Source organism: Rhizobium sp. M1, from assembly GCF_002531805.1.
Classification (GTDB): domain Bacteria; phylum Pseudomonadota; class Alphaproteobacteria; order Rhizobiales; family Rhizobiaceae; genus Rhizobium; species Rhizobium etli_C.
This window is the reverse complement of sequence record NZ_NWSW01000022.1, coordinates 39,787-56,398: the sequence shown is the minus strand read 5'-3', so window position 1 is coordinate 56,398 and position 16,612 is coordinate 39,787. Positions and strand designations below refer to the sequence as shown.

Below are 16,612 nucleotides of genomic sequence, written 5' to 3'. Positions count from 1 at the left end.
ATGGTTGTTTGGTGCCGAATGGGGTACCGTCTGCCGACGGCCCTTCAGGAAGCGGCCCGAATTTCCGGCTGCGCTTTCCATCCGAGCTCCGGGGCGATTCTTGTCGCGAAGTCGTGGAGGATCTGGCGATATTCCTCGTGCTCGAACTCGTAAGGAAGCTCCAGCCGCAGCTCACGGACCTCGGGCAGAATCGGATCGGCGAAAAGCCGCTCCAGAATCTCGTCCGACGTGCCGACGATATCGCCGGCGAACAAGGTACGTCGCTCGCCCTGCGGCGAAAGCGTCCGTTCATGACGGCCGTCGGCATAATCGCGGTAGCGGCGACGCGTTGCCGCATCGGCGCTGTCGAAAGGCACGATGACGCGGCCGAGCGCAACGCGGCGCTGCGTTCCCGAATCGCGATAGGTTTTGATCAGCCTAGCTTGAGCAATGAAGAAATCGTCGGTCCCCTCCCCCGTTATCACATTGCCGGTCAACAGATTGAAGCCGTTGCGGCCGGCCCAGCCGGCCGAGCGCTGCGACCCGCCGCCATACCAGATCCGGTCGATCAGGCCCTTGGCATAGGGTTGCAGACGCGGCCGCTGCGGGCCGAAGGGCGTCTTGATGAAGGTCTCGTCGTCGCCGAGATAGGCGCCGCGCAGATTGTCGGCAAAGCGCAGCACGCGATCATGCGAGAAATCGTAACGCGTCCAATCGCCGTCGAAGGCGAGCGGACCGATCAGCTCGGCATGCAGCGGCCGGCCGGCGCTGACGCCGATATTCAGCCGGCCGCGCGAGAGAACATCGACCGTCGCAAGGTCTTCGGCCAGCCGATACGGACTTTCATAACCGATCGGAATGACCGCCGTTCCGAGCTCGATCCGGCTGGTGCGCTGGGTAGCCGCCGCCAGAAAGGCGGCGGCGGACGAGATCCCCGGCTCCAGGTGCCGCTGGCGGACCCAGGCGCTGTCGAAGCCGAGCGCCTCGCCATAATGCAGCTGCTGGAGCGTCTGCTCCAATCCCGACAAGGGATCGTCATCGGAATAGTTACCGGGGGTGAGGAAGCCGATATGGCTGATGGATATATTGCCGCCGCTCATGACCTGCTTCCCGCAATCAATATTTCGGCAGGCCGGGCGGATTGGTCTCGGATGACGGCAGAGCTTCCTCGGAAAGGTGCCAGTGAGCGAGAATCCTGGCATAGGTGCCATCCTTGATCAGGCCATTGGTGGCGATGGTCAGCGCATCGGCGAGCCCGCTTCCCTTGCGGGTGGTAATCGCGACGTCGGAACGATCCGGCCAGCCGGCGCTCAGCGTGCCCACCCGCTTGATGTTCTTGTCGCGCGCCGCAATGAAGACGAGCTGTGCGTGCGGCTGGACGATGACATCGGCCCGACCGGAGCGCAGCGCGAGAAGGCTCGCAGCCTCGTCGTCGTAATATTGCAGTTCGATCGGCTTCAGGCCTGCGGCGACGTCCTCTTCGTTCCACTTGACCAGGATACGCTCCTGGTTGGTGCCGGCGCCGACGATGATCCTCAGGCCCGCCGCGTCCTTCGGCTCCTTGATCGAGGTAATGGAACTATCGGATTTCACGAAGACACCGTGCAGGCCCTGTCGATAGGTGGAGAAATCGAACTTCTCCTTGCGCTGCTCGGTAACACCGACATTGGAGATGACGGCATCATATTTGCCCGATGTGAGGCCGAGCGGCCAGTCGATCCAGGCGACCGGGACGATTTCCAACGTCAGGCCGAGGCTGTCGGCGATGGCATAGGCATAATCGGGATCCGCGCCGACCACGGTCTTGGCATCGGTGGCGTAAGTCGCAAGCGGCGGGCCGCCGGGGCTGACAGCGATGGTGAACTTGCCCGGCGTGACGAACTTGAAATCCTCGGGGATTGCAGCGATCGCCGCATCGTTCCTGGCGGCATGAAGCCTGCCCGGCTGCTGCGGGCTCAGGTCGAAATCGTCGGCCGCATGGGCGGCACTGAGGCCAGTCAAGGCTGCCGTCAGCGCCGCGAAGAAAAAGCTGCGGATATCAAGAAAACTCGCCACGTTCGATATGTCTCCGTTTGCAGTGAAAGGCAGGGACGGACCTGCTCGAACGGCCGGCCGTCCCATAAACATTACGAACCGCTCTTCGGCAGGCCGGGCGGGTTGGTCTGCGCCTTGTCGATCGCCTCGGGGCCGAGATTCCAGGCGTCGAGGATCTTCTTGTAGGCGCCGCTGGCAATCAGGTCGTTGACGACATTGGTGACGGGCGCCGCCAGACCGCTGCCCTTGCGCGTGGTGACGGCGATCTCCGCCGTGATCGGCCAGCCGCCGCTGACGGTGCCGACGAGTTTGGTCTTGCCGTTGATGCCCGCCGCATAGGCTTGGGTGGCGTTGACGCTGAAGACGGCGTCGGCCCTGCCGGACTGGACGGCAAGATCCTTCACCGCGTCGTCGTCATAATACTGCACCTCGATCGGCTTGAGGCCGGCCGCGACATTCTGCCGGTCCCACTCCAGCAGGATCTTCTCCTGGTTGGTTCCGGCATCGGTGATGACCTTCAGGCCGGCAATATCCTTTGGCACCTTGATCGATGTGATCGGGTTGTCGGCCCTGACGTAGAAACCGAGCTCATCCTTGCGGTAGGTCGAGAAATCGAACTTTTCCTTGCGCTCTTCCGTCACCGTGACGTTCGAGATCACCGCATCGAACTTGCCGGAGGTCAGCCCCAGCGGCCAATCGGCCCAGGCAACGGAAACGAGATTGAGCTTCAGACCCAGGCTGTCGGCAATCGCCTGCGCCAGATCGACGTCATAACCGATGACCGTCTTGGAATCGGAGGCATAGTCGTGCAGCGGAAGATTGCCGCTCGAGCTGATGCCGACGGTGAAGACGCCGTTTTCGACGAACTTGAAGTCCTTGATTTCAGCGATGCGCTTCTCGTTCTTTTCCACCCGCAGCCGGTTCGGCTGTTCGGGGCTGAGATCGAACTTCTGCTGCGCCTGAGCGGAACCGAAACCGATCGCGCCAATGGCGACGGCTCCCGCTATGAGAAGCCTTACTCTATCTGTAAATGCCATGCCCCTTCTCCATTTCGTCTTCAGGTTGTGGTTGTTTGTCAGTCAACCGGAGCAGCCCGTCGCGGCCCGGCATTTCATCAGCGCTGTTCGGCGCTAGAGAACCTTGGCGAGGAATTCGCGCGTTCGAGGATGTTCCGCTTGCGTGAAGATCCGGGCCGGCGGACCGGCCTCCAGAATGCGGCCGCTTTCCATGAAGACGACGGTATCGGCGACTTCGCGGGCAAAACCGATTTCATGGGTGACGATGACGAGCGTCGTGCCGGTGCGGGCGAGCTCCTTGATGACGTCGAGCACCTCGCCGACGAGTTCCGGATCGAGTGCGGAAGTCGGCTCGTCGAAGAGCAGCACCTTGGGACGGAGCGCCAGCGAGCGGGCAATCGCCACACGCTGCTGCTGGCCACCGGAGAGCTGGCGCGGATAGGCATTGATCTTGTCGCTGAGACCGACGCGTGCCAGCAGTTCCTGCGCCAGCTGCACGGCTTCCTCACGGCCGAGGCCGCGAACAATCGGCGCCTCTATGAGGTTTTCGAGCACGGTCAGATGCGGGAAGAGATTGAAGCTCTGGAAGACCATGCCGATATCGGCGCGGCGTTTGAGGATCTCTTTTTCCTTGAGTTCGTAGAGCGTATCGCCCTTCCTGCTATAGCCGACGAAATCGCCGTCGATGGAGATGAAGCCCTCGTCGACACGCTCCAGGTGATTGATCGACCGCAGCAACGTCGACTTACCGGAACCGGAGGGGCCGAGAATGGCGGTCACGCTGCCGGCCGGCAGGTTGAGCTCGATATTGTCGAGGACCTTCAGCGAGCCGAAGCTTTTCGAGATGCCGTGGATGCGCACCGCACCGCCTGCCCGCAGAGCTCCCGCATCATGGAAACCAAGATTGCGTCCTTTATTGGCCGCGCTATCGAGAACCGGCAGCGGACGGCGGAAGCGTTCGAAAAATGCCTGGAACGGCAGCGGTGTCGGATTGCGGACGGCGCCCCTGGAGAAATAGCGCTCGATATAGTGCTGGGCCACCGACAGCACTGTCATGATGATCAGATACCAGACGGTGGCGACCATCAGCAGCGGAATGACCTCGAGATTGCGGCGGTAGATCACCTGGACGGTGTAGAACAGTTCCGGCAGCGCCAGCACATAGACGACGGACGTGCTTTTCGCCAATCCGATGAGCTCGTTGAAACCGGTCGGCAGGATGGAGCGCATGGCCTGCGGCAGCACGATGCGGAAGGCCTGGCGGCGGCGCGGCAGACCGAGTGCGGCTGCGGCCTCCATCTGCCCATGATCCACCGACAGAATGCCGCCGCGGACGATCTCGGCGAAGAAGGCCGACTGGTTGAGCGTGAGGCCGAGGTAGGCAGCGGCGAAGGGCGTCAGCAGCTGCACGGTGGGGTAATCGAGCAAGACCGTGTCGGTGAACGGGACGCCGATCCTGATCGTTTCGTAGAGATAGCCGAGATTGTTCAATATCAGCAGCAGCACGATCATGGGGATCGAGCGCAGCAGCCAGATATAGCCCCAGGAAAGGCCTGACAGCAGCGGCGATCTGGAGACGCGGGCGAGCGCCAGGGCTGTTCCGAGAATGGAGCCCGATATGGCGGCAAGGGCAGTCAGCAGCAATGTCCGGCCGAGGCCGACGAGAACCGGCTCGGCGAAGAACCATTCGGCAAAGACGCTCCAACCCCAGCGCGGATTGGTGAAGGTGGAATAGAGCACGGCGACGATGAGGACGGCCGCAAAGATCGTGCCCGCCAGCCGCTCGGGATGGCGCGCCGGCACGATGCGGTAACGGGAATGATCCTGCCTGGGTTCTGCCGTTCTGCTGCCGGGCTCAATGCCGGCGAAATCCGTCGTCAGTGCCATTCTTGCTTCCCTTTTATGATTATCGTCTTGTCGCTTTCAGAGATGTGCGCCGGCCACGCGCAGGCGCGGTTCGGCCACCTCGGTTCCGAAGACCGGCGGAACGAGATGGGTGATGTCCTTCTCGAAGGGCAGGCTCTTGTAGATCTCGGGATCGGCTGACGTGTCGAAGAGAGCGGTGTAGCCGTAGTTCAGATAGAGGCCGACGGCCTCGGGCTGCCGGAAACCGGTCGTCAGATAGATCCTCGTATAACCCTGGCGGGCCGCCTGAGCTTCCAGCTCCACCAGCAGCTTGCGGGCAAGGCCCTGGCGGCGCAGGTCCGCGCGTGTCCAGATGCGTTTGAATTCGGCGGTGCGATCATCGTAATGCTTGAAAGCGCCGCCGCCGATGGTTTCGCCATTGCGGATCAGCAGGAGAAAATTGCCGTGAGGCGGGGCGAAAGCTTCAGGGGGATAGCGGTTCAGCTCGGCCGCCGCGCCCTCGGCGCTGAAATAATCGCCGTAGCGGCTGTCATATTCGCGGATCAGCTCATCGATCAACGGCTTCGCGCGGGGATCGAGGGGGGTCGTGTAAAGAAACGTATCGCTCATATCGTTGATCACCCATTGTCTTCAGTGAGGAATGCTTCCGCGAGCCGGACCCAATAGCGGGCGGCCGGCGCGATGATCGCGTCGTTGAAATCGTAATGGGCGCTGTGGAGGGGCGCGCTGTCGCCGTTGCCAACGAAGAGGTAGCTGCCTGGATTGGCCTGCAGCATGAAGGCGAAATCCTCGCTTGCGGTTCGCGGGCGGAAATCCTTCTCGATCGCCGCGAGGCCGAGTGCGTCATAGGCGACATCCCGGGCAAAGGCCGTTTCCTTGGGATGATTGACCAGCGCCGGAAAACCGAGCCGGTATTTCACATCCGCCGCCGCGCCGAAGCTTTCGGCCTGGGCACGGGCAAGGGCTGGAATGCGCTCCTGCAGCAGCTGGCGAACCGTCTCGCTGAAGGCCCGCATGGTGAGCTTCATCTCCACGCTCTCGGGGATGACGTTCGAGGCGGAGCCGGCATGGATCGAGCCGACGGTGGCGACCGCCATGTCCTGCGGATCGACATTGCGCGAGACGACGCTTTGCAGCGCGGTGATGAAGGAGGCGGAAGCCAGCACCGGATCGACGGCGCGGTGCGGCTCGGCGCCGTGGCCGCCCTTGCCGATGATCTTGACGATCGCCTGGTCGACGGAGGCCATGGCCGGACCGGCGACGAAACCGAATTGACCCGTCGGCACACCCGGCCAGTTGTGTAAACCGAAGACCGCATCGACGGGAAACCGTTCGAACAGGCCTTCGGCGATCATCTTGCGGGCGCCGGCGCCGATTTCCTCGGCGGGCTGGAAGATCAGCCTGAGCGTGCCGCTGAAGTTGCCGTTTTCGGCGAGATAGCGGGCGGCGGCCAGCAGGATCGATGTATGACCGTCATGGCCGCAGGCATGCATGACGCCGGGATTGCTGCTGGCATAGGCAAGGTCGGTCGCCTCTTCGATCGGCAGCGCGTCCATATCCGCCCGGATGCCGATCCGCTTCCTGCCCTCGCCCCGCCTGAGGGTGGCGACGATGCCGGTGCCGGCAATGCCCGTCGCCACCTCGTAGCCCCAGGAGGAAAGGCGGGATGCCACGAGCTTGCTGGTCCTGAGCTCCTGAAAGGCCAGCTCGGGATATTGATGCAGGTCGTGGCGAAGCGCGATGATCTCGTCGAGATAGGCGGCGATGCCCGTCTCGATCGGATCGTTGCTGCGCGTGTTCAGAGCGATGGTGTCCATGGCGGTTCGCCGGCGCCTCAGGCGCCGACAGCCCTCCCCTGCTCGACCTGGTCGGCACTGACCGCATACCGGCTTTCCCGGAAGGGCAGGCCCAGATGATCCCGCAGCGTCTCGCCCTTCAGGACCGGATCGAAATAGCCGCGCTCGGTCAGGATCGGCAGAACGTGCTCAGCGAAATCGTCGAAGCCTTCGGCGATGACGGGGAAGCCGAGAATGAAGCCGTCGGCGGCGCCATGATCCACCCAGCGGATGATCTCATCGGCAATATGCTCCGCAGTGCCGATGAAAGCCGTGCGCGGCGTCGCGGAATCGAGCGCGACCTGGCGGAGCGTCAGCCCCTTCTCGCGCGCCGTCCTCTTGATGCGGTCGGTGGTGGCGCGGAAATTGTTCCTGCCGATATCGCCAATGTCAGGAAAAGCCTCATCGAGCGGGTAGACGCTGAAATCATGATGATCGAAGAAGCGGCCGAGATAGAGGAGCGCCTCCTCGATCGTGACGAGATTGCGGATCGCCTGGTACTTGGCTTCCGCTTCCTCGGACGTCTTGCCGACGATCGGGCCGATGCCGGGATAGATGCCGACTTCCGCCGCGGGGCGTCCCTGAGCAATGACACTGTCCTTGAGCTGCCGATAGAAGCCTCGAGCCTCTTCGAACGGTCCGCCATTGGTGAAGACAGCATCGGCATGTTTGCCGGCGAGCCGGATGCCGGAATCCGAAGCGCCCGCCTGGAAGACGACCGGCTGACCCTGCTTCGAGCGGCCGATATTGAGCGGCCCTTCGATACGGAAGAAGCGACCCTTATGGTTGAGGCGATGCATCTTCGCCTTGTCGACAAAGACGCCGGTCTCGCGATTGCGCACGAAAGCATCGTCGTCCCAGGAATCCCAGAGACCCTTGATCGCGTCGATATAGTCCTCAGCGATCTCGTAGCGCAGCTCGTGCTCGGGATGTTCGCGGCTGTAATTTCTGCCAGAACCCTCGAGCGGCGAAGTTACGGCATTCCACCCTGCCCTGCCGCCGCTGATGAGATCGATCGAAGCGAACTGCCGGGCAATGGTGAAGGGATCGCTGTAGGAGGTCGAGACCGTGCCGACGAGGCCGATCTTCGAAGTGGAGGCTGCCAGCGCCGAGAGAATGGCGATCGGTTCGAACCGGTTGAGGAAATGCGGGATCGACTGCTCATTGATATAAAGCCCGTCGGCGACGAAGGCGAAAGCGATGCCGGCCGCCTCCGCCTTGCGCGCCGTCGTCACGAAGAAATCGAAATTGACGCTGGCATCGGCCGGTCCGCTTGGATGCTTCCAGGCATTCATATGACCGCCCGGACCCTGCAGCATGATGCCGAACGTGACGTGTTTCTGAGCCATGGGATCGATCTCCTTGAAAAGGTCAGGCGACGAGGGAAAGCCGCTCGGCGGCGAGCAGCTCGATAGAGGCAAGGCGGTCAGCGGTTGAAAGCGCCGGCGTGTCGAGCACGAATTCCTTGACGCCGTAACGGCGATGGAGCTCGTCCAATTCCTTGCGGATCTGCTGTGCCGTGCCGTGCAGCACGCTCGGCACCTTCTCCTCGATACGGTAGTCGGTGACGCCGGCCTGGCGGGCAAACTCGGCAGCCTGCTCCGCGCTGCCGACATTGACGGTCTGCCCGTTCGGCAGGAACACTTTGACGATGCGCAGCTTGCCGACACGCTCGCGGGCATAATCCTCGCTTTCGGCAGCGAAGGCTGCGAGCGCCAGGATCGGTCGTTTGCCGCCGGATGCCTGCTCATAGGCCTCGAAGGTTCTGCGCAGATTGTCAGGATCGCCATTCAGGTGACCGGCAGAGACCAGTTCCCAGCCCTTCTCGGCCGCCAGTTCGGCGCTTTCGACGCTGGCGCCGAGCAGGAAACGATCGGGCGCCGTCGGCGGGAAAGGGGCTGCCTGCGCACCGTCGTAATTCGGATCGGCGGCGAGATAGACGTTGAGGTCGGAAAGCTGACTTGCAAAATCCGGCTTCCTAGACGGATCGACGCCAAGCTGCAGGGCGCGTGTTGCCAGCGGAAAGCCGCCCGGCGCCTTGCCGACGCCGAGATCGACGCGGCCCGGCGCGAGCGATGCCAGAAGATTGAAGGTCTCGGCAACCTTATAGGCGCTATAATGCTGCAGCATGACGCCGCCGGAGCCGACACGGATCTTCGAGGTCCTGGCGAGGAGGTAGGCGATCAGCGCCTCCGGCGCCGAGCTCGCCAGATTGGACATGCCGTGATGTTCGGCAACCCAGAAACGGTGATAACCGAGTTCCTCGGCCCGGGCGGCAATCTTTACCGTTGCCCGCAACGCATCCGCAGCAGTGAAACCCTGTTCGATCGGGCTTTTGTCGAGAAGGCTGAGGAGATAGGGCATGAGATCACGATCCGATCACTGGTTGCAAAGTTTAATCTATAAAATCAGTAGACAAACTTCATTATAAGAAATGACATTCTCTTTCGCGGAGGTTGCGTGAAAAAAAGCGGCCGCGCCTCAACCGGCAAAGGCTCCTTTCAATCGACCATTCGGTGATCTATATTTTGGTCGAAAGGGAGCGACCCCATGAGGCTGTCAGAAAAGGTGAAACCCATCAGCCATCTCAAGGCGCATGCGCCCGAAATCATGCGGACACTGAAGGACAATCCGCAGCCGGCCGTCATTACTCTTCACGGCGAGGCGAAAGCCATTCTGCAGGACGTCGGCCAATACGAGGAAACACAAGAGACCCTGGCGCTCCTGAAAGTGCTGGCGCTGACCAACCGGCAAGTCGAGGAGGGCAAGCTGCGCTCTGCTGCCGAATCCTTCGCACGCATCCGAAAACGTCTGGCCGACAGCCAATCCTGATGTCGTATCACGTTCTTTTCGCCGAGGAGGCGGAACGCGACATCGAGGATCTCTATCGTTTCACCGCCCGTCGCGACGGCGCCGAGACAGCCGAGCGTATTCTGACGGAAATCGAACGCGCATGTACCGATCTCGCAGAATTCCCTGCCCGTGGAAATAATCCGAAAGAGCTTACGAGCATCGGCCTCACCGGATATCGGGAGCTGCACCACAAGCCTCAGCGCATGATCTATCGCATCATAGGCACCGACGTCGTCGTTTACTGCGTTGCCGATGGGCGCCGCGACGCGCAGGCTTTCCTGGAGCGAAGGCTGATCCGCTGACATTCGACAAATCAAGCTGCAGCGGCCTCCAACCCTCGCACCTTATCCAGTTTTTCGGCCGGCCGGCGCATTTGCCCGCAGGAGCGCCATCAGCATCGGGCCGATCGCGAACTCTCCCTTTTCACTGCGCCGCGTCAAGTCGCGGAGGTAACCACCGGCCGAATTGATATGGCCGCCGCGCTCAAGGATGCATGCCATCACCGTCGCGGCATTTTCCGGTCCCATCGCGTTTGCGGCCTCCTCGTAGGCTGACGGACTGACGCCGAGCATCGATCGAACGGTCACGGCCGCGGCCATCAGATCGCGCCAGCTGCGGATTTCGCCATTCGCGCCGTAGGCAAGGATTTCCGGGCAGGCCTGCAGAACCAGGCCGAGCGGGAAGGATTTCAGCCTGCCGGCATCATCGCGCGCGCCCGGTCGTCGACCTTGCCTCTCCTCCTGCCTGCCCGGATGGGCAATCTCACCCCTCCCCTCTTCCAGCGTCACGGCCCCTCGCCCATTGTCTTGCTCCGGCATCGCGCCCTGCTTCGTGTCGAAGCTTGGTTCAAGTTCAGAGATGGATTCGGGGTTTGAATTCTGTATGTGACGCTCGATATAATCGGCATTGCCGCGTTGTTTTGTCGATTTAACTCGAATTTCCAGCCGGTTAAGGATATCCCCCCTGAGCGTCGTCAATGCTTCCAGCAATTGTTCAAGCTGTGCCGTCGTCGGCGACCGGGGCAGCCCTTCGACCAGATCCCGAAACTCCCGGTACAGGCCCTGCCAATCCCCCTGAACGTCTTCTTCAACAGCCGCTTCGATCAGCTTGGCGATATCGCGGCGGCAAAGCGTGATGCGTTCGCGCAGACGCTGAACATGCAGCCGCTCGGCCATCACCTCGGCGGCCAGCTGTTCGATCTCCTCGGCGCGGGCAAGCAGCGGCGCCAGCGAGAAGCCGAAAGCGTCGTTAACCTCCCCTGCCCTGTCCCTGCGGACATAACGCTTGCCGTTAGGGCTGTCCTTGCGCAGCAGAAGCCCCGCCTCGACGAGTGCTGCAAGATGCCGCCGCACGGTCTGTTCGGCCATGCCATGCGTTCTGAGCGACAGCTGGATATTCGACGGGAATACGATCAAGCCGTTTTCCTGAGCCAGCTCGTTCTTCGGATAAAAGCTCAAGAGCGCATTGAGCACGGCAAGCGCCCGATCGCTGATGCCGAGCAGCGGCTTTGCTTCGCACAGCGTACGAAACAGCTTCCATTTGTCGACCGCCTGATCAGGCTTGATCTCACCTGCCATCACCTGGCTTGCGAGCATGCCAAGCGTCATCGACCGCCGCCCGAAGGGCGTCGTTATACTTCCGGTTTCCATCTCTTCCACCTCGACGAGGCAAAAGAAATCCGCTCGCCAAAACGGCGCCAAAAACTCTTGACAGCGATTCTCGGAAGTGCGATTCTCGGAGGTGTTCAAGACTACGAGGAAAGCTTCCGTGACGGTGACGTTCGGGGGCTTTTTTCTTTTGCGGGTTATCTCCTATCCGAATTGTCAGCTGACAATCGGTCTAACTGCCTCATTTTCCCTCATTTTCCTCTTCGAACTCGGCGGCGAGGCCAACCAACCGCTGAGCCAGGAATTCTGAAAACGCCGCCGATTTGACGGTGATGCGAAAGGTTTTCCCGGACTGGGTCACCGAAGCAAGTTGCGTGCCGCCTTGGGTGCGAAGCGTTTGCTCGACTCGCTGCGGTGCGCTCTTTTCCTCCAGCGCCTTCCAGATGGCGTCGAAGCGGCTATTGCTCTCCAGCGTTTGGAAAGCGGCCGCACCAATTGCGGCCCGCGCCTTCTTCTGACCGCCTGCCTCCCTGAATTTCTCGGCAAAGGCCAACCAGCGCGGACGCCCCACTTTGGGCGCTGGCCCGATGGCAAGAATGATCTCGGGATCGATCGTCTGCGCCACCTGCAGCAGCCTTGACGTTTCCGGCTTGTCCGTCGCCAGCGCCTGGGCAATCATGTCGCGGCTGAAGCCGTGTTCATCCATGCGCCGCGCAAACAGCGCCCGTTCGATGAAGCTTAAGTCGACGCGCGGGCCGTTTTCCTGACCCTGTGCGAGGATCAGTTCTTCGTCCGTCAGTTTGCGCACCACAGCCTTGATGGGAACCCCGATCTCGGCAGCCGCACGCAGACGCCGGTGACCGTAGGCGGCCTGGTAATACCCGGCCTTCTCAGGATCCGGCCGCACCAGGATTGGAACCTGCTGTCCGCTTTCCTGGATCGACTGCTTCAACCGCTCGAATTCGGGGTCCTTGTCGACCGGGATGCGGTCGCGGATAAAGGACCTCTCGACGGCAGCCGGATTGATCTCCAGCACCCTGTCGCCGGAGGCAAGCGATTCGCGCAGCGCCTTGGCGGCTGCCGCTTCCTCACCCAATCGTCCGAGCGACAGGTTCATCGCCTTGACCGCGCCCGAGGGCCGATGCGGCGGCGGCGGCGCGCCCGGCGCCTCCGGGCGTGCCGGCTCCACGGCGCCGACCATGCTCTTCAGGATATCGCGACCTTTTGGGCTCATGTCCTGCTCCATGCACTGCGAATGAGTTGCTCGACCTCGGCATTGACATTGTCGACGGATTCGACGCCGCGGTCGTAGGTCTGGCGATGCATCGTCTCGCGTCCCGCCTCGTAGATCGTCTGCTTGGACAGGCCCGCATCCGAAACCGCCGTCGATTTGACCATCATCGAGGTCAGCACGCGCTCGCCGAACAGGCTGCGCAGGAAGGCGACGATCTGGGCCTGCGGACCGTCATTGGCCTCATAGCGGGTGACCAGATAGCGCATCCAGTCATAATCGAGGTTGCCGCCTGCCTGCTTGACCACGGCCAGGAGGTCGGAGGTCATCGTCAGGAACTGGTTCATCGAGGCTACGTCGAGCATTTGCGGATGAACGGTAATCAGCACGGCGGTGGCAGCGCACAGAGCCGACAGCGTCAGGAAGCCGAGGGTAGGGGGGCAATCGATGATGACGACGTCGTAGCTCTGCTCCAGCGAATGCAGCGCATTGCCGACCCGCATGAAGAACATGTCCTTGTCGTCGCGGTTGGTATCGGCCAGCGCCTTTGGAGTGTCGTGTTCGAACTCGTGCAGTTCGAGATTGCCGGGGATGAGATCGAGACCGGGGAAATAGGTCTGGCGGACAATGTCGGCGACGTCGCGGCGCGTCTCGTCGTACTTGATGGCGCCGTAAAGCGTTTCGTTTTCGCCGACGTCGAATTCCGGCTGATAGCCGAGCATTGCCGACATCGACGCCTGCGGATCGAGGTCGACGGCAAGGACGCGGTAGCCGCGAAGCGCCAGGAACTGCGCCAGATGGATGGATGTCGTCGTCTTGCCGGAGCCACCCTTGAAATTGGTAACGGCGATCACCTGGAGATGGTCGCCCGGCCGGCGCATCGGCAGATAGGAAGGCTTGGTGCGTCCGAGATGCTGGCGCATCGCATGAATTTCTTCGAGCGAGAACACCCGGCGGCCGGCGGCCGTCTTTTCGGGATTGATGCTTTCCACCTGGGCGGCGAGGTGGCGAACATAGCTGTCGGTGACGCCAAGCAGCTTGGCCGTCTCGGTGCTGCTGAACCGCCGCAGCGATTTACGGGCATCGGGCGAAAACAACCGCTCGAACAGCACCTGCAACTGGCTGCTGAGCATCGTCGAGTCCTGCGCAATCGTCTCGTCGATCGAGACCTGACTCGCTCTCTTGGCTTTCTCAACAATCGCGGCCTTGGTCGGCATTCACGCAAATCCTGATAAATCGGGTAATTTTGCGCAAATGATCGTGAGTCTCGTGATTCCGTCAAGCGATTTCTTGGTTAGCCAATCAATAACAAACCGGATTCGACGAAAAAATCATGTGGAATTCCGGAATCTTAGCGAAATTGTCAGCTGACAATGACGCCGGGACCGCATCCGCCGAAGCCGACCGAACTGCCAAACGTCATTGCCGGCTCATCGCGGACTGCTTCGTCGCTCGGCACGGCCCGGCTGAGGATGCAGTTTCTCACTTATAGACAGACGAACGGTCCAGGCTTTCGGCCTCCAGCCCGCGGACGGGTTCATTGCCGGAGGACTTGTCATTTGCGTCTTGGGCTTCGGGATCGCGGCGTGACGAGGCAAGGCCGAGCATTTGTTCGAGACGACCGGCATTGAGCGGAGCGCTTATTCCCTTGAAGTTCATCTTCCATCTTTCGTCTGCTTATGGGCTTGCGAGGAACCACAGAGATAAGCGCAATTTGAACCTGCGGAGAACTGCCCGCCGGCGTTATCACCATCTTTTAGATTCAAAGCCGGAAAGGGGAGGGGAAGGGGAGGAAGCGCGCGCCTGCAATACGGGGCAGGATTGTCCCGGACAAAGATGACAAAAGCTCCTGCTAGGCGAATCAGGTGCCGATGGATATGCTCGGAGGCCATAGACCGGCTGAATGATTGCCATTCTCCCAGCCCAACCGATCCCGCATTCCGCTACGAATGAACCGTCTCTAGCGGAACTTATGGACGGCTTCACTTCCGTCTGCCAAATTCCTCTTTATTTACCGACTATTTACCATAAGCCTTTGCAGCCATGCCTGCGCCAGCCATGCAGCGCGGACAGATGGTCAGCCGCTATCGCGCGTTCATCCCTTCGCGATTGGTAAAATGAGCATTGCCCAGGCCTGTGCCGATGGTCAGCACCGCCCATCTCGACACGTCGTGCATGAAGGGGATCTGCGACAATCCCTGCACGACGGCGTCGTTGTGCATCATCACGAATGTGCTGTGGTCGCCGATCTCGGGAATGGCCTTTATCAGCGCGGCGGGGAGATTGAAGCTGTCGCTTTCCCAATTCCCGCCCGGCAGATTCTGCCCACCGCGTTCGATCGAGCCGTCGGCCTTGATGATGCCGGGACAGCCGATCCCGATAATCGGCGCCGGTTTCAAATTGGCTTTTTCGGCCTTGTCGATCAGCCCCTGCAACATCGCCGCCAGCTTCTCTATCGTCGCACTGCGGCTCGGCTCGTCGTTGGCATGGCGCCAGATGACCGATTCCCAGACGCGCGCATCCGAAAAATGCGGCGTTTTTTCCTTTCCGAATTCAACGACGCCGGCGCGGACGTTGGTGCCGCCGATATCGACAGCCAGCATCGTCTCGTAGCCTTTGAACATCCAGGGTGGCATGAGATGCACGGAGCCGATCAGTCCCGCCTCGTCCGGATGGTGGACGATTGGCACGACCTCGATATTGATGCCCGCCGCCTTGAGCAGAACCATGGTCCTGGCGATCGTCAGCTCCCCGAAGCGGCTTTGCCTGAAGCCGCCGCCGACAACGATGCGCTCGGTCTTGCCCCAACGCTTGTCCTTCAGAAATTTTCCGATCACCTCGGCAAAGTCCTGCGCGAAATCCTCCACCGCACCCATGACCAGTGCGGCGGCCTCCATATCGTCTCCCTTCAGCAGAGCCTCGATCTTTTTCTTGGAGAGCTTTGCCGTTGCAACCTTGCCGATCGGATCGTCTCCGAACTTGCGGACATGTTTTCTCCAATCATCGAGCTTCTGCTGAAAGGTTTCCTTGTTGGCGTTGTCGCCGACGAAACCGTTCTTGTCGCGCAGTTCGTTGTTGTAGTCGTCGATGGTCACCAGCGGCAGAACAGCCGCACCATGCGCCAACGGCGCATTGACCTCCTCGCTATGCTTGGAACTGCTTTTGGCCATCAATGTACCTTTTACGGCGGGAGTGCTTGTACGGGCGGCCAGATAAAACGCCGATTGGCCTTCGGATGTTCCGGAGTCTGAATCTCACCTTGCCCTCGTCGGCCGGCGACCTAGCTTCAATGATTGCAGAGTTTGGAGAAGACCGTGCAGGACGACACCGCCACACAGGAAATGCTTTCATTGGTTTTGGACGAGCCGGAGCGCTGGGCAATGTTTCTCGACATCGACGGAACGCTGCTCAATCTCGCGCCGACGCCGGATGCGATCGAAGTCCCGGAGGCTCTTCCCGGACAGCTTCACCGCCTGTCGAACAAGCTTGGCGGCGCCCTGGCGCTGGTGACCGGACGGTCGCTTGCCTATGCGGACGCGCTGTTCAAACCCTTTGCATTCCCGACAGCGGGCCTGCATGGCGCCGAGATCAGAAGTGCCGCCGGAATGCATACGCTTGAGGCGACACCCGAGTTTCAGGCTCTGAAACATGCCCTGACCGCCGAAGCCGAGCACTATCCAGGCGTGCTGATCGAGGACAAGGGTGCCGCCGTTGCCGCCCATTACCGGCTCGCGCCCGAATATGAAAAAGTGCTCGAAGAGCGCATGCATCACTATGCCAAGGTCGCCGGGCCGAACTGGGCGCTGCAGCTCGGCAAGATGGTCTTCGAGCTGCGGCCGGCACGCTCAAGCAAGGGTGATGCGTTGGAGCGTTTTTTTCAGTCCGACCCATTCAAGGACCGCTGCCCGATCACCATCGGCGATGATCTGACCGACGAGTCGATGTTTGCGATCGCCAATGCGCGCGGCGGCGTTTCCGTACGCGTCGGGGCGATCGGCGCTCCGAGCTGCGCCACGAGCCGGCTGTCTTCGGCTGCGCTGGTCAGGAACGTCATCGCCGCCCTGGCCGCCTGACGTAGGTCTTTGGGCGATCTCCGATGCGGATTGTCGTCGTCTTTGCACCGCCTGCGCGGCGTCAACCGTCAAAAAAGTATCGGTTTTGACCGTGAATCGTGGTGGCAGGCGCGAAACG

General features: G+C 61.3%; 16 protein-coding genes. 3 read left to right on the top strand and 13 right to left on the bottom strand.

Translation table 11 applies throughout. From position 1 onward, the window contains the following. Positions 1 to 44 precede the first annotated feature (44 nt). The 8 genes from CO655_RS21705 to CO655_RS21670 form a co-directional block, all read right to left on the bottom strand. Positions 45 to 1,079: an LLM class flavin-dependent oxidoreductase gene (locus tag CO655_RS21705; protein WP_097666501.1), complete on the bottom strand. Its 1,035-nt coding sequence runs from the start codon at positions 1,077 to 1,079 to the stop codon at positions 45 to 47. 16 nt (positions 1,080 to 1,095) lie between these two features. Next, positions 1,096 to 2,034: an ABC transporter substrate-binding protein gene (locus tag CO655_RS21700; protein ID WP_097666499.1), complete on the bottom strand. Its 939-nt coding sequence runs from the start codon at positions 2,032 to 2,034 to the stop codon at positions 1,096 to 1,098. Positions 2,035 to 2,105: 71 nt separating this feature from the next. Further along, on the bottom strand, positions 2,106 to 3,050 hold the full coding sequence (locus CO655_RS21695; protein ID WP_097666497.1) for an ABC transporter substrate-binding protein: 945 nt from the start codon (positions 3,048 to 3,050) through the stop codon (positions 2,106 to 2,108). 93 nt (positions 3,051 to 3,143) lie between these two features. Then, on the bottom strand, positions 3,144 to 4,916 hold the full coding sequence (locus tag CO655_RS34685) for an amino acid ABC transporter permease/ATP-binding protein (RefSeq protein WP_097666495.1): 1,773 nt from the start codon (positions 4,914 to 4,916) through the stop codon (positions 3,144 to 3,146). A gap of 36 nt (positions 4,917 to 4,952) precedes the next feature. Continuing rightward, entirely contained in the window at positions 4,953 to 5,516 is a 564-nt protein-coding gene (locus CO655_RS21685; protein ID WP_097666493.1) for a GNAT family N-acetyltransferase, read from the bottom strand. Then, positions 5,513 to 6,712, bottom strand: coding sequence for a M20 aminoacylase family protein (locus tag CO655_RS21680; RefSeq protein ID WP_097666491.1), 1,200 nt, complete (start codon positions 6,710 to 6,712; stop codon positions 5,513 to 5,515). Before CO655_RS21680 ends, CO655_RS21685 begins: the two co-directional genes overlap by 4 nt. Before the next feature lie 17 nt (positions 6,713 to 6,729). Next, entirely contained in the window at positions 6,730 to 8,079 is a 1,350-nt protein-coding gene (locus CO655_RS21675; protein WP_097606158.1) for an LLM class flavin-dependent oxidoreductase, read from the bottom strand. Between the two features lie 22 nt (positions 8,080 to 8,101). Beyond that, a complete protein-coding gene (locus CO655_RS21670) occupies positions 8,102 to 9,094 on the bottom strand; it encodes an LLM class flavin-dependent oxidoreductase (protein ID WP_097666489.1) in 993 nt (330 codons plus the stop codon). Positions 9,095 to 9,280: 186 nt separating this feature from the next. On the opposite strand from CO655_RS21670, the gene CO655_RS21665 reads away from it, so the two are divergent. Continuing rightward, on the top strand, positions 9,281 to 9,562 hold the full coding sequence (locus tag CO655_RS21665; protein WP_097666487.1) for a type II toxin-antitoxin system Phd/YefM family antitoxin: 282 nt from the start codon (positions 9,281 to 9,283) through the stop codon (positions 9,560 to 9,562). Continuing rightward, positions 9,562 to 9,885, top strand: a complete 324-nt coding sequence (locus tag CO655_RS21660) for a type II toxin-antitoxin system RelE/ParE family toxin (RefSeq protein WP_097666485.1) — start codon at positions 9,562 to 9,564, stop codon at positions 9,883 to 9,885. Before CO655_RS21665 ends, CO655_RS21660 begins: the two co-directional genes overlap by 1 nt. 42 nt (positions 9,886 to 9,927) lie before the next feature. Here CO655_RS21660 and repC read toward each other — a convergent pair whose 3' ends face one another. The 5 genes from repC to CO655_RS21635 all read right to left on the bottom strand — a co-directional run bounded on the left by repC (position 9,928) and on the right by CO655_RS21635 (position 15,591). Further along, positions 9,928 to 11,232, bottom strand: a complete 1,305-nt coding sequence (gene repC, locus CO655_RS21655) for a plasmid replication protein RepC (RefSeq protein WP_097666483.1) — start codon at positions 11,230 to 11,232, stop codon at positions 9,928 to 9,930. Positions 11,233 to 11,431: 199 nt separating this feature from the next. Further along, entirely contained in the window at positions 11,432 to 12,424 is a 993-nt protein-coding gene (repB, locus tag CO655_RS21650) for a plasmid partitioning protein RepB (protein WP_097666481.1), read from the bottom strand. Beyond that, a complete protein-coding gene (repA, locus tag CO655_RS21645; RefSeq protein WP_097580800.1) occupies positions 12,421 to 13,638 on the bottom strand; it encodes a plasmid partitioning protein RepA in 1,218 nt (405 codons plus the stop codon). Before repA ends, repB begins: the two co-directional genes overlap by 4 nt. A gap of 265 nt (positions 13,639 to 13,903) precedes the next feature. Beyond that, positions 13,904 to 14,080, bottom strand: a complete 177-nt coding sequence (locus tag CO655_RS33915; RefSeq protein ID WP_176539283.1) for a hypothetical protein — start codon at positions 14,078 to 14,080, stop codon at positions 13,904 to 13,906. A 425-nt stretch (positions 14,081 to 14,505) separates the two neighbouring features. Beyond that, positions 14,506 to 15,591, bottom strand: coding sequence for a glucokinase (locus tag CO655_RS21635; protein WP_097666479.1), 1,086 nt, complete (start codon positions 15,589 to 15,591; stop codon positions 14,506 to 14,508). 123 nt (positions 15,592 to 15,714) lie between these two features. Here CO655_RS21635 and otsB point away from each other — a divergent pair, with 123 nt between their 5' ends. Continuing rightward, the gene (otsB, locus tag CO655_RS21630) at positions 15,715 to 16,494 is read left to right on the top strand and encodes a trehalose-phosphatase (RefSeq protein ID WP_170964793.1); all 780 of its coding nucleotides are present in this window, start codon (positions 15,715 to 15,717) and stop codon (positions 16,492 to 16,494) included. Positions 16,495 to 16,612: the final 118 nt, after the last annotated feature.